Consider the following 24,374-nt stretch of genomic DNA (forward strand, 5'->3'; position numbering starts at 1 on the left):
AGCTTGTTGATGCTATATGTCTTAACGTTTTGCATGTTCAGTTTTCAATGTTCATCGCGTCGTTTTGTTTTTGACGACTTTATTAGTATATCTCGCTTCAGTTAAGTTGTCAACAACTTTTTTTAATTTCTTTTAAGTCGTTACTCACATGTTCTGAAGGACATGTATTAATATACAATGATTAAAAACAAAAAGCAATACCTTTTATTAAAATTTATAGGTTTTTCTTTAATTATTTGATCTTTTCCTTCTCTTTTACGTTAAAAACACCGATTTATAAAGGTTTTACCTCACTTTCACTAGTTCCTGCTTATAAAAACATCTTTATTACTACTGGATTATCTATTATAAATGCCACCTTGGCTTCTGGAAAAAACTATTTTTATCTCTAAGTGATATTAAGCAGAAAACTGGGTATGTAAGTATAAGATTAAAATTTCCACATATTCTTAACTATCTATATGAAAGGAGGCACCACGGTGGATTGGATTCCCTATCTAAACGGATATGGTGAAATATTAATAAAATTAGGTTTGGCGGCAACCCTAAGTTTAGTTATAGGGATTGAAAGAGAATTAAAAAAGAAACCAATTGGCCTTAAAACAAGCATCGTCATTGCAACCTTTAGTTGTTTACTAACATACATATCAATAGAGTCAGCTTACAAAGCACATCATGGTCATGATGGAGTAAATATAACTATGGATCCTTTACGATTGGCCGCACAAATAGTAAGCGGTATCGGCTTTCTCGGAGCAGGTGTCATTCTACGCAAGGGCAACGACAGTATAAGTGGACTTACTACGGCAGCAATGATTTGGGGAGCAGGCGGAATAGGCATAGCCGTAGGCGCAGGTTTTTATCTGGAAGCTGCCCTTACAGTCGTTATCGTACTATTCGGTATAGAAGTAATTCCTCCTCTTCTATCTAAAGTCGGTCCTAAGCGTCTACGATCCAGAGAATTATCCTTAAAGGTTATTGTTTTAAAACAAGAAAGCATTTCTAAAATGTACTATTACTTAAAAGACTGTGGTTTTTATATCGATAGTATCCGGATAAAAGATATTAAATTAGAGAATGATGAGATAAAACATGAAATTCATATCCGACTATCTATCCTAACTAAGAAAAATACGGTAGAATTTTATCATTCTATTGCAGAATTGGAATTTGTGGAAAGTTTGGAATTAGAATCAATTTAAAAAAGGAGCAACTATCTATGGGACAATTTTTCACTTTACTAAAGGGTGGTAATAAGCCATCTTTAATCGCAGCTATTGTTAATACAATTATCGCAGCTTTAAAAGGTGGAGCATTTTTCTTAACAGGCAATGTTGCAATGTTTGCAGAAATGATGCACTCTATCGGAGATGCTGCCAATCAATTTTTTGTATTTATAGGATCTGCTCTTTCTAAAAAAGCGCCAACTCCAAAATTTCCGAATGGTTTTGGTCGATTGGTAAACCTTGTTTGTTTAGGTGCAGTTATATTAGTAGGAATCCTATCATATGAAACAATCAAAGAAGGCTGGCATCATATTCAGCACCCCGTCGCATCAGGTGGGCTAGCAATTACTTTAACCGTCCTCGGTATTGCAATAATTTTAGAGTTCGCTGTCTTATATAAGGCCGGAAAAGAAATATTACATGAAGTTGGTGTTAAAGGAACCTTCCTTGCCCCTCTCACTACAAGCTTTGGTCATCTAAGTAGAGCAAAACCTGCAACAAAACTCGTTTTTATGGAGGATTTAGTAGCAACTGCAGGTGGGATACTAGCCTTTGTAGCTGTGCTTATCTCTCATTTCACAGGCTTTTTACAAGCAGAAGGAATCGCATCTATTCTTATTGGTCTAATGATGTTCTATGTTGTAGGTAAAGTTTTCCTTGATAATGCAAGAGGAGCTTTGGGAGAAACCGATGAACAGATGTTAGTGCATATTGCACATGTCATTTCAGATGTAAAAGAAGTGAAAGACATTCAAGAGTTAGAAGTTATTAAAGAAGGAGAATATCTACATGTAACATTAATTGCTGAGATAGATGCTTCGCTTTCATTTGCAACAGTAGATGATATACACGATGTATTAAAGGACCTTATCTTAAGTCAACAAGGGGTTTCGGACGTCACTATCTCCTTTGATGAAGATGATGGAGTTAGAACATGGAAGCATCATAAAGATACTAAAACTGTTTTAAAAACTAAAAATAACTAAGTATGATTAGACATCCATTTCATTGGATGTCTTTTTGTTTCTATATATCTTTCTACTTTAATGAGGGTGCTCAGTCTCGAATCCAGTTGGTTGACTATTAGTCCCCCTCTCTTAAGTAAGCAAAATCTTCATTACTCGTTAATTTTATAAGCTTTGTTAAAGTTATTGGTTGATTTTGACTAACAATTCTTTTTAATAGTGACTGTAAACATTGAAAAAGGAGCATTCAAATGGCTACTAAGAACATAAATAGATGATGAAGTTGGGGTTGGTGGCAGTGTTTCAGCTTTGTTTATGTGAGTGAATTGATTTGATTTATAGTTTATAGATGCTAATGCTGTTCCCATTTATTGATTGGAGCTCCAGACGGCGACATAAGCATGGATGAGTGAGACAGATAAGACCTCACAACCACGCGCGTAAGCGATGGGTGATGGCTTATCGCTCACCCCGCGAAAAAGCGTCCCGCTGGTGCGAAAAATCAATTCTACTCTCTGATTTAAAGATTTCTTTGCATTATAAATCAACCCTACCCTTTAACATAGCCAATTTATATAAGAATTCTCCTATCCCCTATCATTCAAAAAAGCACTGCATTTGCAGTGCTTTGGTTCATCGTTTTTCAGTATATATCAAGCCTTTAAAAACAACTTTCTTCTATTAGTTAGAGGCAAGCTGTTAAAATTGCTTTAGTATCGTCGGCATTTAACTTATTAAAATTACCATACTCGCCACGTACCATTGCTTTTTCTACCATTAAATCAATATTAGAATCATCTATATTATAATCTGATAGATTTTGCGGTGCACCTAATGAAGCCCAGAAAGCTGATAATTTTTCAATTCCTTCTAGCCCTATTTCTTCAGCTGTTTTACCTGCAGGGTCTACTTGGAATACTTTTATAGCAAGCTTAGCAAAACGTTCAGGATTTACATGGAGGTTGTGACGCATCCATCTTGGGAAAATGATTGCCAATCCTCCTGCATGAGGTATATCATAAACAGCTGATACGGCGTGCTCTATGTTATGGCTTGCCCAATCCCCGTTATAACCCATTTGCAAGAATCCGTTTAAGCCTAGTGTTCCTGCAAACAGTATAGTTTCTCTTAGCTCGTAATTTTCTAAGTCGTTCACAAGCTTAGGAGCCACATCGATAACCGTACGTAGAGTCCCCTCTATCATTTCATCTTGAACTGGGGTATTACTTGCATTGTTATAATACTGCTCGAACATATGCGACATCATATCAACAACTCCGTAAACCGTTTGATCTAATGGAACTGTAAACGTGTTAACAGGGTCTAATATTGAAAACTTAGGAAAAACTAATGGACTTCCCCAACCGTATTTTTCTAACGTGTCTTCATTTGTAATAACCGAACCGGAATTCATTTCAGAGCCAGTTGCAGCTAAAGTTAAAACTGTACCAAAAGGCAGTGCTTCCTTTGGAATTGCTTTACGAGTAACTAGATCCCATGGATCCCCATCATACTTAGCCGCAGCTACAATAAGTTTAGTACAGTCTATTACAGAACCGCCCCCTACTGCTAGTACCACTTCAATTCCTTCAGCCTTACAAAGGTCGGCTCCTCGTTTTGCAGTAGACAGTCTTGGATTAGGCTCAACTCCAGCTAATTCGAAGACTTCCATGCCTGCCTCGTTTAAATGGCTCATTACCTCATCGTATAAGCCATTTTTTTTAATACTTCCGCCACCGTACACTACAAGAACTTTTTTTCCAAACACAGAAAGCTCCGTTGGAAGTTTCGATAATTGTCCTTTTCCAAAAACTAATTTAACCGGATTATAAAAAGAAAATGCATTCATATTCTTAATCCCCTTTCTTTACAGTCTAATCATATAAAAAACCGCTTGCAAAATACAAGCGGTTCAACCTATCGATTATACCCAACCACGGAAGCGTGATGCTTCTGCAGTTCTACGTACACCAACCATATATGCTGCTAGACGCATATCTATATTACGAGTAGAAGCTACTTCGTAGATATTTTCAAATGCATCCACCATTTTTTTCACTAACTTATCGTTAACTTCGTCCTCTGTCCAGTAGTAACCTTGGTTATTTTGTACCCACTCAAAGTAAGATACAGTAACTCCACCGGCACTAGCTAATACGTCAGGAACTAGTAGAATTCCACGTTCATACAAAATTCTAGTAGCTTCAGATGTTGTTGGACCATTTGCTGCTTCTACAACTATATTCGCTTTAATATTATGCGCGTTATCAGAAGTAATTTGGTTTTCAATAGCAGCTGGCACTAAAATATCACAATCTAATTCTAATAACTCTTCGTTAGAAATAGTGTTTTCAAATAAAGTTGTTACTGTTCCAAAGCTATCACGACGATCTAATAAATAATCTATATCTAAGCCATTAGGGTCATGTAAAGCACCGTAAGCATCAGAAATACCAATTACTTTTGCACCTTGATCGCTCAAGAACTTAGCAAGGAAGCTTCCTGCGTTTCCGAAACCTTGAATAACCACTCTAGCACCCATCATATCAATGCCGCGTTTCTTAGCTGCTTCATTAATAATAATTGTAACACCTTGTGCTGTTGCACGGTCACGACCTTGAGAGCCACCAAGAACTAAAGGTTTACCAGTAATAAATCCTGGAGAGTTAAATTGGTCCATGCGACTATATTCATCCATCATCCATGCCATAATTTGCGCATTTGTAAAAACGTCTGGAGCAGGTATATCTTTTGTTGGTCCAACAATTTGGCTAATTGCACGTACATAGCCACGGCTTAGACGTTCAATTTCTCCCATAGACATTTCACGTGGATCACAAGCTACTCCACCTTTACCTCCACCGTATGGAAGATCAACGATTCCAGCTTTTAAAGTCATCCACATAGAAAGTGCTTTCATTTCTTCAGGTGTTACGCCTGGGTGAAAACGGACTCCACCCTTTGTTGGTCCAACCGCATCGTTATGCTGTGAACGGTAACCAGTAAATACTTTAACAGTATTATCATCCATTCTTACTGGGATTCTTACCTCTAACATACGAAGTGGTTCTTTTAACAAATCATACATTGCCTCGTCGTAGCCTAATTTTTGCAAAGCCTCTTTAATGACAGCCTGCGTTGATGTGAACAGGTTTAGATTTTCAGCCATTTATTATTTCGCCTCTTTAATTCATAATGATTTCATCGGAAATAATTGTAACACAATTCATTTCCGATGTGGGATACAATTATTAAATAGTAAATACTTTTTTAATTTTCTCAATTGCCCAGTCAAGTTCTTCTTTTGAAATTACTAAAGGTGGAGCAAAACGGATTACTGTATCATGCGTTTCTTTGCATAGTAAACCAAGCTCTTTTAGTTCTTCACAGTACGGTCTTGCTGCTTCTGTCAATTCCATTCCTATGAATAAACCACGACCACGAATCTCTTTAATAGAAGGATGTTTAATCTCTTTTAGAGCATCCATAAAATAATTTCCTAGCTCTAATGAACGATCAGCTAGCTTTTCATCTATTAAAACATCAAGTGCTGCAAGTGAAACTGCGCAAGCCATAGGATTCCCACCAAAAGTAGATCCATGTGAACCAGGATTAAACACTTCTAGAACATCACGGTTAGCTACGATACAAGAGATTGGGAATACTCCCCCTCCTAATGCCTTACCTAAAATATACATATCCGGTTCCATGTCTTCCCATTCGCAAGCGAACATTTTACCTGTACGACATAAGCCGGCTTGAATTTCATCAGCAATAAATAACACGTTATTTTCACGACATAATTCAAGTGCAGCTTTCATAAATCCTTCTGGTGGAATAATGATTCCAGCTTCCCCTTGAATCGGTTCGATTAAGAATGCTGCTGTATTTGGAGTAATTGCTTGCTTAAGCGCTTCCAAATCACCGTAAGGAATTAAGTTAATACCCGGAAGCATTGGGCCAAATCCTCTTTTGTATTCTGGGTCTGAAGATAAAGAAACAGCACCCATCGTTCTTCCATGGAAGTTACCGTTACAAGCAATAATCTCAGCTTGATCTTCAGCAACACCTTTAACATCATAAGCCCATCTACGAGCTGCTTTAAATGCTGTTTCCACAGCTTCAGCTCCAGTATTCATCGGTAGAACCATTTCTTTGTTCGTTAACTGACTTACTTTTTCATACCATGGACCCAACTGGTCGTTATGGAATGCGCGAGAAGTTAAAGTAACACGATCTGCTTGGTCTTTTAACGCTTGAATGATTTTGGGATGACGGTGTCCTTGGTTTACTGCTGAATATGCAGAAAGCATATCCATATACTTTGTACCCTCTGGATCTTTTACCCAAACACCTTCAGCCTCAGAAATGACGATTGGAAGTGGATTATAGTTATTTGCACCAAACTTATCTGTTTGTTCAATCAATTTACTTGATACTGACATTTGTTTTCCCCCTATTAAATGAAGAGGCTGGACAAAATAAAACTGCCAGCCAATTCATTATTTAGTACAAAATATTAAAGCATTTCAGATGTTGTTTTAGCTTGCATATGAAGTTGAATATAATCTGGTCCGCCAGCTTTTGAATCTGTACCCGACATATTGAATCCACCAAATGGTTGGTATCCAACAATTGCACCAGTACATCCACGGTTAAAGTATAAGTTACCTACATGGAAATCTTCACGTGCTTTTTCTATATTCATGCGGTTATTTGTAATAACAGCACCAGTTAAGCCGTATTCCGTATTGTTAGCAATTTCAATTGCTTCGTCGAAATCTTTTGCTTTACAAACACCAAGAATTGGTCCGAAGATTTCTTCTTGCATAATACGAGCTGTTGGAGATAGATCAGCAAACACTGTTGGTTTAATGAAGAATCCTTTAGAATCATCGCCTTCTCCACCAGTGATTAAACGACCTTCTTCATTGCCAACTGGCATATAACCCATGATTTTCTTGAAAGCCGATCCATCAATTACTGGACCTACATAATGCTCGTCTTCGTCTGGAACACCAACCGATAATTCCTCAGTCAATTCTTTAACGCGAGCAAGCACTTGATCATACACATCTTCTACGATGACAGCACGGGAACCAGCTGAACATTTTTGTCCACTAAATCCAAACGCAGATCTTACGATAGATTGAGCAGCTAATTCTAAATCTGCTTCTTTGTCTACGACAATTGTATCTTTACCGCCCATTTCAAGAATAGTACGTTTAATCCAAATTTGTTTTTCAGCTAATTTAGCTGATTTTTCTACGATTCCTAAACCAACGTCACGAGAGCCTGTGAAGCTGATTAAGCGAGTGCGTGGATGCTCAACTAAGAAGTCACCAATTTCCGCACCAGAACCAGGAATGAAGTTAACAACGCCAGCCGGCATTCCCGCTTCTTCTAGTACTTCTACAAATTTATACGCAACAACAGGAGTTGTAGATGCAGGTTTTAGTAACACAGTGTTACCAGCAACCATAGCTGCTACAGTAGTTCCTGCCATGATAGCAAATGGGAAGTTCCATGGAGAGATAACAACAGATACTCCTAATGGAATATAGTCGTAACGGTTATATTCGCCTGGACGGCTTTCTACCGGCTGACCGTCTTTAAGGCGTAGCATTTGACGACCGTAATATTCTAAAAAGTCAATTCCTTCCGCAACCTCTACGTCTGCTTCAACCCAAGTTTTCCCTGCTTCTCTTGATAATAAAGCCGAGAATTCAAATTTACGGCGACGAATGATAGCAGCTGCTTTGAATAATACATCTGCACGTACTTCTGGTTTCACTTTTTTCCATGTATTAAATGTTTCATCAGCGATTTTAAGTGCTTTTTCTGCAATTTCTTGAGAAGCTTTTGATACTTTACCAATTACTTGTTCTTTTTTAGCTGGATTATAAGATACGATTTTACTTTCAGTAGTAATTCTTTCTCCACCAACGATTAATGGAAAGTCTTGACCTAAATAAGCATCAACAATTTTATATCCTTCTTTAATAGCTTTTTTGTTTTCTTCTTTGGAAAAATCAGTAAAAGGTTCGTGTTTGTATGGTAACATGTAAATCCTCCTCTAAGTTTTAATGCAAAAAAAATTTGCACTAATAATACTTCTTCCCTTATAATAATGCAAAAGATTGTTGCGTTTTTCAAGTAAAATTAACTAAAATGTTAAAATTTTTTTTGAGGTGATAGGTTTGGATAGTATTTTCAGTAAGCTGCTTCCATTTTATAAGTTTGCTACAGAGCGGGTTGCTGTAGGCATTCATGCTATAGATTTAATGGGGAAAACCATTATATATAATGAAAAAATGAAAGAAATAGAAGGCTTAAACTCGATGGACATTGAAGATCGTTCCATTTTAGAACTATTCCAGTTCGAACAGCACGAAAGCACACTGCTAAAAGTTCTTCATAGTGAAAAGCCCGTCCTAAGAGCGAAACAAACTTACTGGAGCAGGAACGGCCAAGAAATCACCACAATAAATGACACATATCCTGTCTTTGAAGATGGTACATTAATAGGAGCAATCGAGTTTTCAAGAGATATTACCGCTCTAGAAAAACTATTGTTTCAGCCCTTAAAAAGATATAATGAGTCGATTACTCTTTCTACAATAACTGCCGAGTCCCAACTTATGAAGAATGTAAAAGAGCGTTCTATTAAAGCTGCTAATGTCCGCATGCCTATCCTATTAATTGGGGAAGCAGGAACAGGTAAGGATTTAATTGCGGAAGGAATTCATCATGAGCTCTCTCCGCCAAACGAGCAATTTATAACACTTTATTGCTATAGTGCGGACGATCAAATTATTAGTAAATTTGAAAAGGAAATTAAAAGCCTCCGTAACTGCACTATATTTTGTGAAAGAATAGACTTATTATCCATCGATTTACAAAAAAAATTGATGGACGTATTAAAAGAAAATGGATCTAACCAAAACTTATTTATAGCTAGTATTGGAGAAGATCCGATTGAAATGATTTCTAATAACCAGCTGGCAAAAGAGCTTTACTATTACTTTACTTCCATCACTATCAATATTCCTCCGCTACGTGATCGACCAGAGGATATAATGCCATTCGTACATGATTACTTCCAACGTCATTTAAGTCGCTATGCCTCGACTTTAGAGGAGATTGATCCTCAAGTCATAAAAGTCTTTAAAAGTTACGACTGGCCAGGCAATCTAAAAGAGTTAGAGCTCCTATTAGATGAAATCACTTCTATGGTAACTACAGAAAGCACCCTGAGTTTTAATATGCTTCCATTACATTTCAAGTTAAAAATACAAGGATTAAATGAAACGATGAAAAACGCCGAAGACTTCGTTGTTTCTGCAGAGAAGGATTTACTTCCACTTGACGAATACCTTAGACAGGCTGAAACCTATTATTTACAAAAGGCATTAGAAAAATATAATAATAATATTACGAAAGCAGCTGAAGCGCTAGGAATGAGCAGACAAAATTTACAATACAGATTACGAAAGATTAAAAATGCTTAAATCAAAGAATACATTTAAAAATACTAAAAAGGTGAAGAAGGGGTTAGCCCTTCTTCACCTTTTTCTTTTATCGAATGGATTGTTGAATCCATCCTGCTAATTTTTCCTTCAGTGTATTAAAGCCTTCTTCATCATGCTCATCTACACGTGCCTGTAGGCTTTTACGTGGCTTGTCATCTCGTTTTGGAGTAGTAGGCTTTTCTTGAAGCTCTCGGATGGAAAGACTAATTTTACCTGCTTCCCCATCTATGTCTAAAATTTTGACCTCTACTTCTTGCCCTACCGTCAAGAATTCTCCTACTTCCTTAACATAGCCATATGTTATCTCTGATATGTGTACTAGACCTTGTGTTTGTTCATCTAGACTTACGAACGCACCGTATGGTTGAATACCTGTCACTTTACCAGTAACCACATCTCCTACCTTAAATGTTTTTGTCATATGCCGTCCTACTTTCTTATATACGATATTGTCATGTTAAATTATAACATATCAGAAAGTATATGACCAAAAATCACGGAAACGCTATGGAAAGGACATCTAACAACTATGTCCAAGGAAATTTAAATCCTTATCATTCTAGAAAGCACTTTTTAGCTGTTCTGATACACCGATCTGAAGAGCTCGTATTAAATGCACTTCTCACTCCTATTCAACAAACTGCTCCAAATCACCATTACCTTCTAAATGAAGAGCGTCATCGATATCTCCAGGATCTAAGTCATCCCAGCTTTCTGATTGTGTCCAACCATTGCTTTCAAATTCATTCACGATTGGATTTAATAAAAACTGTATGATATTAGAGCTATTAGATTCATTAACGATATCGCTCCAAATATCTTGATATTCTTTTTTAACAACGCCCTTATCAAACACGGGGCTATCACTAGTCCCCTTTACCACTGCATAAAATAATTCGGTGTAGTACAACTTCAATAAATTCTTATCGGCGTATAAATCGGAACTACTAGGCAGAAATTCGTCAAGATACATTAAAGTAGCTACCGAGTCCTCCAAGCTGTAGGTCAATTCCCCTGCATAAGTAAAAGGTTCTTTTTCAAAAATGTAATTGTATCCGATAAATGAGGGAGCTAATAAATTCTTTAAATCAGCTAACTGCTCTTCCTTCATTTTATATTGGAAATTTAATGCAGAACCTGGGTAAAGATTTTCCCGCTTCAGCGCTTCCAATTGCTCATCTGTAATATGACCCTTTTCCCCAAAATATGTTCTCAATTCTTTGATCCTACTAGAATAAACATTAAAAAAACCAGCAGTCTCTTCCTCAGATAACATTACGCCCTTATCTTTTATTTCCTGAATCATTTCCGATGGAAGATAGAGAGATCGGATTAAGTCATCATATATTAAATTTAGTGAATTTTCATTAGATAAGGAAGAGACTTTATTAAATAACGATAAGCCAGTTTCTGTTGTATATAGTTTATAGGTTGAATCCGCACTTCGAACAAATGGTAACTTTGAAAATTCTTCTTCCGTAAGATGTAACATCTCTCTACGTTTTTCTCGTTCTTTTTCGTAATTGTTTTTTAATCTTTCAATGAATTCTATAGAGGCATCTGCTAATGGAACGTTACCCTCTCCATCAATATCTGCTAACTGATTGGCATTAGTAGGTGTGTTTTCTTCCTGAAAGCTTGCCCCTATTATTCCGATGACAAGTATTGCTGCAGCACTAGCTAACCACACTGCAACTCTTTGCCAATTAATTTTCTTGCGGTTAACCTGAGTCGGTTCATTTAATTTGTCTTTATCTATTTTTTTTAATATATCGTCTGTATCGATCGTTGAAGGAAGCCGATCGTAGGATGATTTTAAAAGAGCTAGTCGATCTTCCAATTTTTTATCGTCCATGGTTTTCACCTCCACTTATTTGTAGAGCATTTTTTAAGTGACCCTTTCCTCTCATCATCCGAATCTTAACAGTAGACATGGGGACATTAAGTACTTCTGCTATTTGTCCATAAGACATATCATGGAAATAGAATAAGATAATAGGATGTCGGTATTTTTCATCTAAATGCTGTATCGCTTCATGAAGCTCTCGGTCTTCTTCAAATATTAAGACCTTTTCCTCTGCTGACTTCATTATGTAACTTTCATGTGAACTGCCTTGTAGCTTTGCTTCTTTTTGTACTTCCTTTGTTTCCTTACGATAATAGTCTCTCGTTGCATTTAATGTAATTTTATATAACCAAGTCGTAAATCGTTCTTTTTGGAATTGGTGTAGGAAACGGTAAAGCTTTACAAACACTTCCTGTGTGACATCAGGGATGTCTTGCACTCGCACGCCACATTGAAAAGCAAATTTTTCTACGGTTCGGTGATGTAAGCGAATGAGCTCCCCATATGCTAGTTGATCGCCCTGCTGTGCACGTTCGATCAAATCGTTCTCAACCATTGCTCCCCCTCGCTCTCTCTTTTGCTATAGGTGTAACGTAAGATCCTCTTTAATTGTTACACTTATCTTTTAATTTTTAAATAGCTTGTATATCGTAACGGGTTTCCGTTTAATATAAGTTACCATTTATTTTTTTGAGGTAAAATAGTATACTATCACTTTAAATCGTTAAAGTATCGAAGGAGGAATACATATGAAAGCTCGAGATCATTTCGGGTCAAAAATTGGATTCATATTGGCTGCGGCCGGAAGTGCTATTGGGTTAGGGGCGATATGGAAGTTCCCTTATATGGCAGGAACTAATGGCGGAGGCGTCTTCGTTTTACTTTTTATCCTATGTACACTTCTTATTGGGCTACCTATTTTATTAGCAGAATTTATCATTGGAAGAAAAGGACAGGCAGATGCAGTAACCGGCTTTAAAAAACTGGCTCCTAACAAGCCTTGGTTTTTAATTGGCTGGTCTGGCTTCTTCTTTTCGTTTATCATACTCTCGTTTTACAGTGTAGTCGGCGGTTGGATTTTATCTTACATAATCCGTTCTATTACACTTAGCCTAAACGGAAGCACAGATAATTTTTATGAGAACTTATTTAATACAGTTATCTCAAATCCATGGGAAGTATTAATTGGCCAGGGAGCTTTTATCTTTTTAACTATCTGGATCGTTCAAGGTGGGATTAAAGGTGGAATCGAAAAAGCTAGTAAGTGGATGATGCCCTTATTACTCATTTTCTTTGTCGTACTAGCTATACGTTCGTTAACTCTGGATGGAGCGATAGAAGGTGTTAAGTTTTTACTGATTCCCGATTGGTCTTACTTTACTTGGGAAACAGCACTGCTCGCACTGGGACAGGCATTCTTTTCATTAAGCGTCGGTGTTTCTGGAATGATTACTTACGCATCTTACCTTCCGAAGGAAACGAAGCTAGGCAGTTCTGCTTTAAGTGTTTCCGTGCTGAATATTGGTATTTCGATTATGGCCGGTCTAGTTATTTTCCCTGCAGTGTTTGCATTAGGATTCTCTCCAGATGCAGGACCAGGATTAGTTTTCATCATTTTACCTGCAGTATTCGAACAAATTATTTTTGGACAGTTTTTCTTAATCATATTCTTTATACTATTACTTTTTGCTACTCTAACATCATCCATCAGCATGTTAGAAATCGTTGTTTCCATCGGCATCAAGTCAAAATACGATCGAAGAAAACGAGCTGCTTGGATTTTTGGTTTCTTAATTTTCCTAGTTGGAATTCCTAGTGCGCTTTCCTTTGGTGTGCTACAGGATATCAAAATCTTAGACTTATCTATATTTGATTTTGCGGACTTCTTTACTAGTAGCGTTGGTTTACCTTTAGGAGCACTTTTCATCTCCATTTTTGCCGGTTACCACTTTACCAAAGCAGATATTTCGAATGAACTTGACTCCAAAGGCTTTTTATTAAATGCATGGAGAATCATTGTAAGATATGCAGCTCCAATTGCCATCTTAATCGTATTTGTACAAGGCGTTTGGAATGTTTTAAAATAGACGTATTATTAAGTAATCAAAAATTGTACTTTTTCTGACAATTGTTTGAAACTAGTTCTCAAAAAAATTATGCTATAATATGATGTAAGATGTGAAGAATTTTTAAAGAGGTGGATGGAGTCATGAAAAAAGAATTACATGAGCAATTGCGACAACTAAGAGAAGAACGCAATATTTCTTTAGAAACACTTTCCTTAAAAACAAGAATAGGCGCTGGAAAATTGGAAGCGTACGAATCAGGTAGTGAAGTCCCATCAACACAAACTATATTAAAGCTATCTAATGCTTTAGAAGTTCCTGCCTCCAATTTGATGGATGGCCTTCAAGAAGTATAAGAATGGTATTAGAAAAAAGCTTTCGATTCAATGAATCGAAAGCTTTTTCTTTTGTTAACCTATATTTGAAAGAGTGTAATAGCTCGTTAAATAATGCATTTCATTTCATATTTTATTGCAATAAGCTTATAAGAAATTTCGACACACTTTTCAAGTGGAATCCACTGTTCAAAGGAGTGTTCATAGATTTCTTGTATTTTTCTAGCAAGCTCGGATGGGTGATCGATATCGTGAAGAGCAGTAACTACATCAGCAATCTCCGTTTCGTATGCATCGATACCAAATTGGAAAGGATCCCATTCCTGTAGTATCCAAACTGCTTTTCTATTCATCTGTATTGTATCCATTATTTTTTCACCTTACTACTTTTATTAGTTAGGGTTATAATAACACAATAAGTTAAAATTGAAAGGGGAATTTACTTTGTCAGATTTTTCAACTATTTTCAATCGTCGTAACACTTTTTCCGCAAAATGGGATATGTTAAAACAGGTTTATGCAATTGAGGATGACACAGATGTACTCCCAATGTGGGTAGCAGACATGGATTTCGGCCTTGCGCCAGTTATACAGGAAGCTATACATAAGCGTTTGGAACATCCAGTTTTTGGTTACTCTATTGCGCCAGAAGCAGTAAAAGATGCATTATCTACCTGGGTATCTACTAAACACCAACTAGAAATACAGAATGAATGGATTCTTCTTCGTCATGGTGTAATACCTGGAATGGCGGAGGCAGTTGATGCTTTTTCCCAAAAAGGAGATAAAATACTTGTCCATACACCAATCTATCCACCCTTTAAAGGAATACCAAATAATTTAGAGCGAGAAGTCGTTACCTGTCGCCTTATAGAAAATGGTAATTCTTTCGAAATAGATTGGACAGCCTTTAAGGAATGCTTAAAGCAAGATATCAAGATATTCATCCTTTGTAATCCTCATAATCCTGGTGGGAAGGTTTGGGGTAGAGAGGATTTAACTAAAATGGCAGCCTTGTGCAAGCAGCATGATGTATTGATCCTTTCAGATGAAATACATTCAGACCTTGTTTTTAAGCCAAATAAGCATATACCTCTTCTCGTGGCAGCTGAGGAAACAGATAATATTATCACTTTCTTTGCTCCAACTAAAACGTTCAACCTTGCTGGTATTCAAGGTGCAGCAACAATTGTACCAAATGAAAAATTACGAAAAGTTTTAGAGAATGGTGCAACTAGACGTGGTGAGATGGGATTGAACGTGTTCTCACTTACAGCTATGCAGGCTGCGTACGAGCACGGAGAACAATGGCTAGAAGGTCTTTTAGAAGTTGTAGAAGGCAACATGAAATACGTAGTGGAACATTTATCTGCAATTGAAGGTGTGAAGGTTTCTATGCCTGAGGGCACCTATTTAATGTGGATTGATTATCGAGGAACTGGGTTGAACGAGAAAGATATGATGGACCTTTTATTAACGAAAGGGAGACTCGCTTTAGAGCCTGGCACGAAGTATGGAGAAGGCGGAGATGGCTTCCTTCGTATGAACGTGGCGTGTCCACGAGCAACAGTCGAAGACGGAGTGGCTAGATTCAAACTAGCATTATCCTAATATATAAGAATTTAAAGCTTTCTAGTTAAGGGACAATCCTTGGGAAGCTGTTGTACAGCTGGTCATGATTAACTTCATGATCAGCTTTTTTGATTTTACCTACTAAATGTATGAAAAAAAAATAGACCATCCCAATAAAGATGGTCTATTTCCCTTCAGGTAGCTTTTTAGGTCAATAGATTCTTGTTTTAACCTTACGATGTCTTACGTTCAAATGCTAAATGAAGGGTTCTAAATTTTATACTTTTTCTCTACTTATACTTTAAAACGATTAATCGCTCCTGTTAGCTTTTCACTTAGTTCTGTTAGCGTTTCAGAGGCAGTAGCAACTGACTGAATAGCACGTAGCTGTTCATCTGAAGAAGCACTCACCTCTTCACAAGCAGCAGCTGTTTGTTGAGAAGTAGCTGTCATCATCTGTATTGTATCGACTACTTGTTCTTTATAAGCAGATACTCGTTCTACCTCTTTGGATACTTCGTTGATAGATTCTTGCATCGACGACATAAGATTTGATATTTCTCCAAAAATCACTTCTGTGTTCACTACGACTGATCCTTGTTTTTTGAAGGATTCTCTCGTTTCATTCATTTGTTCACTTACTAAAGAAGAGCCGTGCTGCAATTCATTAATAGTTTTTTTGACTTCTTCTGTCGCTTTAGCTGATTGCTCTGCTAATTTCTTAACTTCATCAGCAACCACTGCAAATCCTTTACCATGATCACCTGCTCTTGCTGCTTCAATACTTGCGTTTAAAGCTAGTAAATTTGTTTGTGACGATATTTCCATAATTGTTTCCATTACACCATCAATTGCCTTAACTTTATTCTCTAGTGAATTTACAACTCCACTCATAGATGTTAAATTATCATCCCAACTATTGAAGGAAGTCTTCAATTCACGCATTTGGCTTTGTCCATCAGCATTAATTTGACTAGCCTGTCTAGCAATACTCGTCATTTCAAGTGATTTATCACTGATTAGGTTTATCTGCTCACTTAGCTGAAATGAACTATTTGTTACTTCTTCTGCATCCTCGGCTGATTTAGAAGCACCTTCTGCAATTTCTTCAATCGCTACCGATACTTGTTCAGCTGAGGCAGTAGTTTCTTCTGCTACAGCACTTAGGCTTTCCGAGTTAGTTTGCACATGGTTAGCAGAATCTTTCATTACCTCGATAATGTTATTCATACTTTTGGACATTTTGTTGAAGTTATTGGCTAGCTCGCCAATTTCGTCTCTTGAACTAACATCAGCATGAACTGTTAAATCTCCTTCAGCTACTTGTTCCATTAGATTTTTCAATTGTTCAATAGGTTTTATCAAACGCTTTGTTAAAAAGAAAAGAGAAATAAACATGATTACCATAATGACTAGTGCAATTAATATAATTATATTGCGAATGCTATCGGCTAGCTGATCAATATTATCTTGTTCATAAACTGCTGCCAGTTTCCAATCAAACTCTGGGAGAGTTGTAAATACAGAAATTGTGGTAACTCCATCGGAAGAATCTTCAATAACACCTTCTGCTTGTGAACTCAGCATTTTCTTAATATATTTATATTCCGATAGATTTTCACCTGCTAATTTTGGATGTGAAATAGCTGTTCCGTCTTGTTCCACTAAAACAGCGTAGCCTTCAAAACCAAGTTCACTTTGTGATATGGTCTCTGTCAATTCGGAGAGGAGTATATCAATCCCCATAACGCCCACAACTGTCCCATTTACCACAACAGCCTTGGAACCAGTAATTGTATACGTCTTAGTTATTTCATCCATATATGGCTTAGACCAAACAAACTCATCTTTACTAGTCAGCCCATTTTGGTACCACTCTCTTGTTGTAGGATCAAAGCCTGCAGGTAAATCCGCAAGAGGATAAATCTCTAATTGTTTACTCGGTAATGCATAGTAAATCGCTGAAGTCGCTTCATATTCAGACGAGAATTCTTTAAACTTATTGGATAATTCTTGCCGAAGATGAGTCTTTTCTGATGCTTCTGCTCTTGCATATTCAGTATTAAAATCTACTATCTCGGAAGATTTAGAAATCTGTTTCAACGCACTTTCATAAGAACCTAAATACGTTTCAATATTGGAAGACATTTCCTTAACTACAACTTGACTTTGCTCAACCAAACTTTCCTCCGTTTTTTGGCTTACCATTAAAGTAGTGAATATACTCAATGTGGACATGCCAGTTATAATTAGTATCATTACAACAATAATTACTTTCCATTTTATAGATCTATTCATTTCATACTAGCCTTCCTTCTAAAAAATATTACTTTTTACATAAATCCAACTTATTATAACAGGTAAATAGTAATATTAAAAGACTTAATTTATATCAATTAAATGTCAAAAATAATATTTTTTTGAATTAAATATTAAGATAATTACTATTTACTTATAAACAACTAAGTGGACCTCGCGTGGTCAGTAATTAATGTTAAGAAACACCAATACAATTAGGTATACAAAATTTAATAAAGGGTAAAGAGAATAGATGCGACATAACAGGAGGTAATTATTTATGAAGAATAATGTTATTGGAGTATATGAAAGTGAGCAGCAAGTGAAAGAAGTGGTTGAAGGTTTAAAAGAGAAAGGTTATACAACTGAGGAAATTTCAGTTATTGCTAGAAATTCAAACAGGGATTCCGAAGTGACACAAGAAGTAAAACCTTCTACTAAGGATGGAGCTATTGCAGGTGCTGTAACAGGAGGCGCCATTGGCTTAGCTGGCGTACTAGTAGGGCTATCGACTGTATTGATACCTGGGTTCGGTGCTGTGTTGGCTGCGGGGCCAATTATTACAACAATTGGAGGAGCAGTAGTTGGAGCTAACTCTTCTGCTGGTGGATTAAAGCATGCACTCATGGAAATTGGAGTGACAGATGATGAAGCAGAACGCTACTCTACTGATGTAGAAAACGGCAAAATACTGGTACTCATTCATCCAAAAGAGTGATTGTGTATAATAACTAGCAGAGATTCAGTGAAAAAATAATAGCTTCCCCAATATGTAGATGGGAGCTGTGAACGAAAATATTAAACGATTCTATATGAGTTCCTATGTGAGTACTTTTACGATCATAGGGGCTCTTTTTTAATGGTGAAAGCTAAAGGAAAAAAGACAGCTGATGAGGGATTGTCGTAAATTTTGGCTTGATTGTCGTAAAGTATTGCTTGATTGTTGCAAACTACTGACCCATTGTCGTAAATATTTCTAGGATTGGTGAGACGATAAGGGATTGTCGTAAATTTTGGGCTGATTGTCGTAAAGTATTGCTTGATTGTTGTAAACTACTGACCCATTGTAGTAAATATTTCTAGGATTGGTGAGACGATAAGGGATTGTCGTAAATTTTAGCTTGATTGTCGTAAAGTATTGCTTGATTGTCGTAAACTACTGGCCCATTGTCGTAAATTTTTCTAGGATTGGTGAGACGATAAGGAATTGTCGTAAATTTTGGCTTGATTGTTGTAAACTACTTTCCCATTATCGTTAATCTCTTTTAGGACGAGCTCGCCTCAGAGGGATTGTAGTAATCTATGGGTTGATTGTCGTAAACTACCTTCCCATTGTCGTAAATTCCTTTAAGTCTGTGAACCTTGTGTAAAATTAAAAATAGCGAGTAAGTAAACGATTAATCGCCCACTCACTCGCTATAATAAGACGTTACTCAGAAGGTATGTTTTTCTCCGCTTCTTCTTTTCTTGCCTGTAATACACGATCTTCTATTTCCTTCGCTTTTGCTGCATCTTTTGCAGATTTCTTTTTAAACCATCGGAATAATAATACACAAAGGATAAATACCATGATAAATTCTAAGACTACTGGTATATACTCTGTTTTATCTTCTGGAAAGTATAAATACAAAAAGCCTAATGAAAGAAAGTTTAACAAAGCAAACACTTCCCTACTTTATTTTTGAATAACCTCTATGGACTGAATAAGGATATCCTCTACTGGCTTATCATTTTCACCAGTTTCCACTTTAGCTATTTCATTTACTACATCCATGCCCTCAATAACTTGCCCGAAGACTGTATGCTTTTGATCTAAATTTGGTGTTCCACCTTTTTCTTCATAAGCCTTCGCTACTTCCTCAGGCCACCCACCTTTAATAAGCTGTTCAGCTGTTATACCATTTTGTGGTGAAGCTTGTACAATAAAAAATTGGCTGCCGTTTGTATTTGGTCCCGCGTTAGCCATAGAAAGTGCACCATTAAAGTTGAATAGGTTCATCGTGAATTCATCCTCAAATGACTCACCATAAATACTCTCTCCACCTGCTCCAGTTCCAGTAGGGTCTCCACCTTGAATCATAAAGTCTTCAATGACCCGATGAAAGATAACACCCTCATAGTAGCCTTCTTCTGCTTTAGTTAAAAAGTTTTCCACTGTTTTCGGTGCTTCTTCTGGAAACAATTTAATTTTAATTGCTCCTAAAGAAGTGTTCATTTGGACTAAAGCTTCATTTTCCGCCACTTCTGTTGAAAGTTGCGGATATGTGATTAATTCGCCCTCTTGTTGGGTATCAGTAGTAACAGCAGATTCTTCTTTTGTTGTTTCTTTTTTATTGTCTTTTTCAGTCTCAGCTGAATCACTTCCACAAGCTGAAACGAAGAGCATAGTAAATAAACATAAAATAATTAATTTTTTCAACATAATCACCCCAAAACAGTTTATCATAATTAAACACACTTTTCAGTGACAAACTTTTAACATTCAACTTCCTTAGTCACTCGAAATGTTTTATAATCTAAATAAGAGTACGTGTCAAAAGAAAGAAGGGATTTTCAATGAGCGTACAAAAACGTAACTTTATTATTATGTGGTTCTCCATTTTCTTAGTATCTAGCACCATGACGATGATCATGCCTTTCCTTTCCCTATATATTAATACGATGGGTGATTTTACAGATGCCTACGTGCAAAAATGGTCTGGTCTAGTATTTGGAGCTACCTTTGTTTCTGCACTTATTATGTCTCCTATATGGGGGAGAATAGCTGATAAATATGGTTATAAGCCAATTTTAATCATAAATGGATTCGGAATTGCGCTCAGCGTACTTTTAATGGGATTCATAAATTCGGTAGAAGCATTCTTTGTTCTTCGATTGTTTATGGGTGTTGTAACAGGCTTTATCCCAACTTCACTGGCATTTATCAGTTCTCAGACAGCAAGGGATGTTGCAGGCAAGACCATGGGCACGTTACAAATGGGTAGCGTATCTGGAACATTATTCGGGCCTGTAATAGGCGGGTTTATGGCTGATACGTTTGGTTTTCAATACACATTTATTATTACAGCTACAGCAGTATCTATAGCTGCACTCCTAGTTATCATAGGGATTAGAGAACAACGTCGGGTTAAAGCGAAGGATGAGCATGAATATTCTAGAAAGACGGTCGTTTCTGGTATTTTTCATCATCGCCTCATACTTAATGTCCTAATGATTACGTCTTTAATACAAATTGGACTTTTTAGTATTCAGCCTCTTCTCTCCCTATATGTCTCCCATTTAACTGACTCCAATGAAGTTGCCCTTTTAGCCGGCATAACCTTTAGTGCTACTGGTGTAGGTAGTCTTCTTTTCGCCAGAACATGGGGCAAGCTTGGAGACTCGATAGGCTATGAAAAGGTTCTATCTATGCTACTACTTATTGCTTTTGTGTTCATCGTTCCGCAAGCCTTTGTTACCGAGCTGTGGCAACTGATGGCTCTACGCTTCTTATTTGGGATTGCTTCTGGTGGTCTAATACCAGTGACTACTGCCTTGATTCGACGAGAAGCACCAATCGAAGTTCAAGGAGAGCTTATGGGATACAACACAAGCTTCCGCTTCTTAGGTAATATTATAGGTCCGATGTTTGGTGGATTTATTAGTGGGTTTATCGGTATATCCTCTGTTTTCTTCGTTACGGGTGCCCTATTCCTGATAGCTTTCTTCATACTCTATTTCGCCGGTAAGAAACCCGTCCAAGACTTTGAAGAAGTGCTTCATGAGGAAGAACTACACGCTAATACACAATAAGTGTAAGGTTTTCGACGCTAAATGGTCGAAAGCCTTTTTGTTTTATATAGTGATTCCGATTATCCTTTTAACATAAATATCCATTTCAAGAAGCAGTCTTACAATCCGTTATAGTGTTGTCTGCGCAGTGCATTTACGAATAATCAACCTTTTCTTTTACATAGACCCAATTTTACACTTCACACCTCATATTATTTGGTCGATAGAATAAGCATGGAATATGCTATTCTTTAAATAGATTACAAGAACTGGAGTGTAAAATGATGCGACAAGGTATAGGATTTTTAGTCATCTTGTTATGTTTTCCCATACTGTGGATTTTATATTCCTTCATCCATACAGAGGTGCTATCTGCAGCCTCCTTTAATTCGGATTTAGAACGTTCCATTCAACTATCAAATCCTACAATAACCTCCCCTGTAGTGCTCTTAGATAACAAAGGAAAACTATTCTCAGAGGATTATATCGAATGGAGAGAGCCTCTTTCTTTAGAAGAGATCCCCTTATTTGCACAGGAACTCTTTCTTCAAAGTGAAGATGAGGAATTTTATCAGCATATCGGCTTCAATTTCACTGCTATTTTTAGGGCTGTCTTTGCAAATGCATCTGCTCAGCAAATGGAACAAGGAGGAAGTACTATTACTCAACAGCTTGTCCGCCTCCGCTATTTGTCTACTGAGAAAACGTATGAAAGAAAGCTAACGGAGTTACTTTATGCGCATGAAATGGAAAAACAAACGAGCAAAGAGGATATTTTCACAAATTATTTAAACGAAATTTATTTCAGCAATCAAGTATATGGAATAGGAGCAGCCTCCACATTCTATTTTGGACGCTCAATCGATCAATTGAGTGAGGCAGAACTAGCTTTTATAAGTGCAATACCAAATAATCCAACCATTTATAATCCACTCACCAATTTTGAAGCAACAAAAAATCGCCAGGAGCTTCTAATTGATGTCCTCGTTAAAAACAGTAGACTTACTGTCGAACGAGCAAATGAAATAAAACAGGCACCAATTAAATTAGTGACGAAAACGAAAAAGCAATTATATCCTGCATATAGCACGTTTGTGTTACATGAATTAGAAAGCCTTATTGCTCATAAAGAAGGCTTTAAGGACAAAATAGCAAATGCTCAAAATGAACAGCAAAGGCAATTTATTGAACATGAGCTGAAGACTCGCGTTGATGAAGTTATTTCCAATGGAATAACCGTGCATACAGCACTGGATCCTCTGAAGCAAGAAGATGATGAGCGGTATATTAATAGTCTATTAAGTAAAAAGTCGAATCTACAAGCTGCTTCTGTAGTTATTAACAATGAAACGAGGGAGATTGTAAGTATTTATGGTGGGAAGGATTATAAGAAACTAGACTTCCATAGAGCCTATCAGGCAATTCGTCAGCCCGGCTCTGCCTTTAAGCCGCTACTAGTATACGCACCATTGTTTGAAACAACTACGTATACTCCCAATAGCTCTATAAATGCCGGAAAACTGTGCATAGGCTCTTATTGCCCGCAAAATTATGGTGGTGCAGTATATGATTATGTAACCATTCAAGAGGCATTTCGTTTAAGCCACAATACACCAGCTGTTAGATTATTAGATACAGTCGGCATTGAAAGTGCATTTGCGAGACTCTCTCCTTTTCAGTTTGAAAATATAGAGGAAAAAGACCACACGTATTCTGCTGCGCTAGGTGGATTAACAAAAGGGGTCACCGTGTTAGAAATGGCAGATGCCTATACTAGCTTTATCAATGGGACTTATAAGCCTGCACATGCAATTCAGAAGGTCGTAGATAAAGAAGGAACTGTTTTATACGATTGGGAGGATGATTTCCAAGAAGTATGGTCTTATAAAACAGCCCAAACAATGAGGGGCTTGCTAGCGCAGGTAGTAACAAACGGAACTGGAAAAGGGATTTCTGTCAACTCTTCCTATGTCGGTGCTAAAACAGGGACCACAAATGAGTATTATGATTACTGGCTAGCTGGCCTAACCGATACATATACTTCAGCAGTATGGATTGGTTATGATTTACCTAAAAATATGAAAAGCATAGAGTCCAACAAAATACACCATCGAATTTTTAATCGAATTATGGATAAAAAAAATTGAGAAGCCAATGTTGAGCTTCTCTTTTTTTTATACACTTTTTATGAAGTTCAATATTTTCAAGTATAAAACAGCTACCTCTTCTGGCGTTTCCCGTTGTGTATGAGATAGCCATTGCTCTATGAGACCTAAAATGGCCGAAGCTGCAAATGCAGACAAATAATCTGTTGGAATGGTTGGATCGATAGATGACATTTCCGTTGTTTGATAATTTTCCTCGAATTGCTCTACAAAGAAATTTTTTAGTCTTAAATGAAAGCCAGACGTATTGTTTTTGGACAGTAAAACGATAAATTGGTCCACATGCATTTCGATATATCGGAATACTTCCATGGAAAAGCCTGCAACTTGTAATTGTTTCACCATTTCCACTTTATACTCGGAATCTATAGATGTAATATGTAGTCGGAGCCCGTCCAAAAGCTCTTCTTCTACTTTTTCGAGCAAGTCGTATTTATCAAGATAATGTAAATAAAAAGTTCCTCTGTTTATACAAGCACTATCTGTTATATCTTTTATCGATATCTTTGTAAATTCCTTTCCCTTTAATAGGGAAAGGAACGATTGTTGTATTTTTTTCTTTGTTTGCATATTCATCTTATCAAATACAGTATCCAAA

The 24,374-nt window shown here is 36.9% G+C and carries 21 protein-coding genes; 9 read left to right on the forward strand and 12 right to left on the reverse strand.

Features of this window, described 5'->3' with window-relative positions; all coding sequences use genetic code 11:
• Positions 1-479: 479 nt before the first annotated feature.
• Together Q0371_RS17945 and Q0371_RS17950 are read left to right on the forward strand one after the other, a co-directional pair.
• Positions 480-1,202: an MgtC/SapB family protein gene (locus Q0371_RS17945; RefSeq protein WP_298473744.1), complete on the forward strand. Its 723-nt coding sequence runs from the start codon at positions 480-482 to the stop codon at positions 1,200-1,202.
• A gap of 17 nt (positions 1,203-1,219) precedes the next feature.
• Positions 1,220-2,212 carry a cation diffusion facilitator family transporter gene (locus Q0371_RS17950; protein ID WP_298473747.1) on the forward strand — a complete coding sequence of 331 codons (993 nt, stop codon included), beginning with the start codon at positions 1,220-1,222 and terminating at the stop codon, positions 2,210-2,212.
• Between the two features lie 664 nt (positions 2,213-2,876).
• On the opposite strand, the gene Q0371_RS17955 is transcribed toward Q0371_RS17950, so the two are convergent.
• The 4 genes from Q0371_RS17955 to pruA all read right to left on the reverse strand — a co-directional run bounded on the left by Q0371_RS17955 (position 2,877) and on the right by pruA (position 8,255).
• Positions 2,877-4,040, reverse strand: coding sequence for an iron-containing alcohol dehydrogenase (locus tag Q0371_RS17955; protein ID WP_298473750.1), 1,164 nt, complete (start codon positions 4,038-4,040; stop codon positions 2,877-2,879).
• Between the two features lie 75 nt (positions 4,041-4,115).
• A complete protein-coding gene (locus Q0371_RS17960) occupies positions 4,116-5,360 on the reverse strand; it encodes a Glu/Leu/Phe/Val dehydrogenase (protein ID WP_169359682.1) in 1,245 nt (414 codons plus the stop codon).
• 82 nt (positions 5,361-5,442) lie between these two features.
• A complete protein-coding gene (locus tag Q0371_RS17965) occupies positions 5,443-6,636 on the reverse strand; it encodes an ornithine--oxo-acid transaminase (RefSeq protein WP_169359681.1) in 1,194 nt (397 codons plus the stop codon).
• Positions 6,637-6,710: 74 nt separating this feature from the next.
• Positions 6,711-8,255: an L-glutamate gamma-semialdehyde dehydrogenase gene (gene pruA, locus Q0371_RS17970; protein WP_298473756.1), complete on the reverse strand. Its 1,545-nt coding sequence runs from the start codon at positions 8,253-8,255 to the stop codon at positions 6,711-6,713.
• A gap of 136 nt (positions 8,256-8,391) precedes the next feature.
• Between pruA and Q0371_RS17975 the strand changes: the two genes are divergently transcribed.
• On the forward strand, positions 8,392-9,702 hold the full coding sequence (locus Q0371_RS17975; RefSeq protein WP_240949710.1) for a sigma 54-interacting transcriptional regulator: 1,311 nt from the start codon (positions 8,392-8,394) through the stop codon (positions 9,700-9,702).
• A 67-nt stretch (positions 9,703-9,769) separates the two neighbouring features.
• Here the strand turns inward: Q0371_RS17975 and yugI are convergent, their stop codons facing one another.
• From yugI to Q0371_RS17990, 3 genes are all read right to left on the reverse strand, one after another.
• On the reverse strand, positions 9,770-10,144 hold the full coding sequence (yugI, locus tag Q0371_RS17980) for a S1 domain-containing post-transcriptional regulator GSP13 (RefSeq protein WP_169359679.1): 375 nt from the start codon (positions 10,142-10,144) through the stop codon (positions 9,770-9,772).
• A 207-nt stretch (positions 10,145-10,351) separates the two neighbouring features.
• The gene (locus tag Q0371_RS17985; protein WP_169359678.1) at positions 10,352-11,578 is read right to left on the reverse strand and encodes a hypothetical protein; all 1,227 of its coding nucleotides are present in this window, start codon (positions 11,576-11,578) and stop codon (positions 10,352-10,354) included.
• Positions 11,568-12,125 carry an RNA polymerase sigma factor gene (locus Q0371_RS17990; protein WP_298473765.1) on the reverse strand — a complete coding sequence of 186 codons (558 nt, stop codon included), beginning with the start codon at positions 12,123-12,125 and terminating at the stop codon, positions 11,568-11,570. Before Q0371_RS17990 ends, Q0371_RS17985 begins: the two co-directional genes overlap by 11 nt.
• Before the next feature lie 193 nt (positions 12,126-12,318).
• Between Q0371_RS17990 and Q0371_RS17995 the strand changes: the two genes are divergently transcribed.
• Both Q0371_RS17995 and Q0371_RS18000 read left to right on the forward strand, forming a co-directional pair.
• Positions 12,319-13,656 carry a sodium-dependent transporter gene (locus Q0371_RS17995; protein WP_298473768.1) on the forward strand — a complete coding sequence of 446 codons (1,338 nt, stop codon included), beginning with the start codon at positions 12,319-12,321 and terminating at the stop codon, positions 13,654-13,656.
• Positions 13,657-13,778: 122 nt separating this feature from the next.
• Complete coding sequence (locus tag Q0371_RS18000) at positions 13,779-13,991, forward strand: helix-turn-helix transcriptional regulator (protein WP_169359675.1); 213 nt, start codon at positions 13,779-13,781, stop codon at positions 13,989-13,991.
• Positions 13,992-14,077: 86 nt separating this feature from the next.
• Here the strand turns inward: Q0371_RS18000 and Q0371_RS18005 are convergent, their stop codons facing one another.
• Positions 14,078-14,338 carry a DUF1871 family protein gene (locus Q0371_RS18005; protein WP_169359674.1) on the reverse strand — a complete coding sequence of 87 codons (261 nt, stop codon included), beginning with the start codon at positions 14,336-14,338 and terminating at the stop codon, positions 14,078-14,080.
• Positions 14,339-14,414: 76 nt separating this feature from the next.
• Between Q0371_RS18005 and Q0371_RS18010 the strand changes: the two genes are divergently transcribed.
• Positions 14,415-15,581 carry a MalY/PatB family protein gene (locus Q0371_RS18010; protein WP_298473772.1) on the forward strand — a complete coding sequence of 389 codons (1,167 nt, stop codon included), beginning with the start codon at positions 14,415-14,417 and terminating at the stop codon, positions 15,579-15,581.
• A gap of 255 nt (positions 15,582-15,836) precedes the next feature.
• On the opposite strand, the gene Q0371_RS18015 is transcribed toward Q0371_RS18010, so the two are convergent.
• Complete coding sequence (locus Q0371_RS18015; RefSeq protein ID WP_298473775.1) at positions 15,837-17,840, reverse strand: methyl-accepting chemotaxis protein; 2,004 nt, start codon at positions 17,838-17,840, stop codon at positions 15,837-15,839.
• A gap of 280 nt (positions 17,841-18,120) precedes the next feature.
• Between Q0371_RS18015 and Q0371_RS18020 the strand changes: the two genes are divergently transcribed.
• Positions 18,121-18,558 (forward strand): general stress protein, encoded by a 438-nt coding sequence (locus Q0371_RS18020; RefSeq protein ID WP_298473779.1) that lies wholly within the window; start codon positions 18,121-18,123, stop codon positions 18,556-18,558.
• Between the two features lie 711 nt (positions 18,559-19,269).
• Here the strand turns inward: Q0371_RS18020 and Q0371_RS18025 are convergent.
• A complete protein-coding gene (locus tag Q0371_RS18025) occupies positions 19,270-19,497 on the reverse strand; it encodes a hypothetical protein (protein WP_298473781.1) in 228 nt (75 codons plus the stop codon).
• An 18-nt stretch (positions 19,498-19,515) separates the two neighbouring features.
• Positions 19,516-20,262: a peptidylprolyl isomerase gene (locus Q0371_RS18030; RefSeq protein WP_169359671.1), complete on the reverse strand. Its 747-nt coding sequence runs from the start codon at positions 20,260-20,262 to the stop codon at positions 19,516-19,518.
• Positions 20,263-20,396: 134 nt separating this feature from the next.
• Here Q0371_RS18030 and Q0371_RS18035 point away from each other — a divergent pair, with 134 nt between their 5' ends.
• Together Q0371_RS18035 and Q0371_RS18040 are read left to right on the forward strand one after the other, a co-directional pair.
• Complete coding sequence (locus tag Q0371_RS18035) at positions 20,397-21,632, forward strand: MFS transporter (RefSeq protein ID WP_298473784.1); 1,236 nt, start codon at positions 20,397-20,399, stop codon at positions 21,630-21,632.
• Between the two features lie 260 nt (positions 21,633-21,892).
• On the forward strand, positions 21,893-23,758 hold the full coding sequence (locus tag Q0371_RS18040) for a transglycosylase domain-containing protein (protein ID WP_298473787.1): 1,866 nt from the start codon (positions 21,893-21,895) through the stop codon (positions 23,756-23,758).
• Between the two features lie 27 nt (positions 23,759-23,785).
• Here Q0371_RS18040 and Q0371_RS18045 read toward each other — a convergent pair whose 3' ends face one another.
• Entirely contained in the window at positions 23,786-24,373 is a 588-nt protein-coding gene (locus Q0371_RS18045; protein WP_298473790.1) for a TetR/AcrR family transcriptional regulator, read from the reverse strand.
• Between the last annotated feature and the right edge of the window lies 1 nt (position 24,374).

It is taken from the genome of uncultured Psychrobacillus sp., assembly GCF_938022135.1.
Lineage (GTDB): Bacteria > Bacillota > Bacilli > Bacillales_A > Planococcaceae > Psychrobacillus.

Bases quoted from the DNA above. Each gene is read 5' to 3' on its own strand.
- Q0371_RS18005 (WP_169359674.1), bottom strand. From the start codon at position 14,338: ATGGATACAATACAGATGAATAGAAAAGCAGTTTGGATACTACAGGAA.
- Q0371_RS17950 (WP_298473747.1), top strand. From the start codon at position 1,220: ATGGGACAATTTTTCACTTTACTAAAGGGTGGTAATAAGCCATCTTTA.
- Q0371_RS18030 (WP_169359671.1), bottom strand. From the start codon at position 20,262: ATGTTGAAAAAATTAATTATTTTATGTTTATTTACTATGCTCTTCGTT.
- yugI (WP_169359679.1), bottom strand. From the start codon at position 10,144: ATGACAAAAACATTTAAGGTAGGAGATGTGGTTACTGGTAAAGTGACA.
- pruA (WP_298473756.1), bottom strand. From the start codon at position 8,255: ATGTTACCATACAAACACGAACCTTTTACTGATTTTTCCAAAGAAGAA.
- Q0371_RS17995 (WP_298473768.1), top strand. From the start codon at position 12,319: ATGAAAGCTCGAGATCATTTCGGGTCAAAAATTGGATTCATATTGGCT.
- Q0371_RS18035 (WP_298473784.1), top strand. From the start codon at position 20,397: ATGAGCGTACAAAAACGTAACTTTATTATTATGTGGTTCTCCATTTTC.
- Q0371_RS17965 (WP_169359681.1), bottom strand. From the start codon at position 6,636: ATGTCAGTATCAAGTAAATTGATTGAACAAACAGATAAGTTTGGTGCA.
- Q0371_RS18000 (WP_169359675.1), top strand. From the start codon at position 13,779: ATGAAAAAAGAATTACATGAGCAATTGCGACAACTAAGAGAAGAACGC.
- Q0371_RS17960 (WP_169359682.1), bottom strand. From the start codon at position 5,360: ATGGCTGAAAATCTAAACCTGTTCACATCAACGCAGGCTGTCATTAAA.
- Q0371_RS18015 (WP_298473775.1), bottom strand. From the start codon at position 17,840: ATGAATAGATCTATAAAATGGAAAGTAATTATTGTTGTAATGATACTA.
- Q0371_RS18020 (WP_298473779.1), top strand. From the start codon at position 18,121: ATGAAGAATAATGTTATTGGAGTATATGAAAGTGAGCAGCAAGTGAAA.
- Q0371_RS17955 (WP_298473750.1), bottom strand. From the start codon at position 4,040: ATGAATGCATTTTCTTTTTATAATCCGGTTAAATTAGTTTTTGGAAAA.
- Q0371_RS17985 (WP_169359678.1), bottom strand. From the start codon at position 11,578: ATGGACGATAAAAAATTGGAAGATCGACTAGCTCTTTTAAAATCATCC.
- Q0371_RS18040 (WP_298473787.1), top strand. From the start codon at position 21,893: ATGATGCGACAAGGTATAGGATTTTTAGTCATCTTGTTATGTTTTCCC.
- Q0371_RS17990 (WP_298473765.1), bottom strand. From the start codon at position 12,125: ATGGTTGAGAACGATTTGATCGAACGTGCACAGCAGGGCGATCAACTA.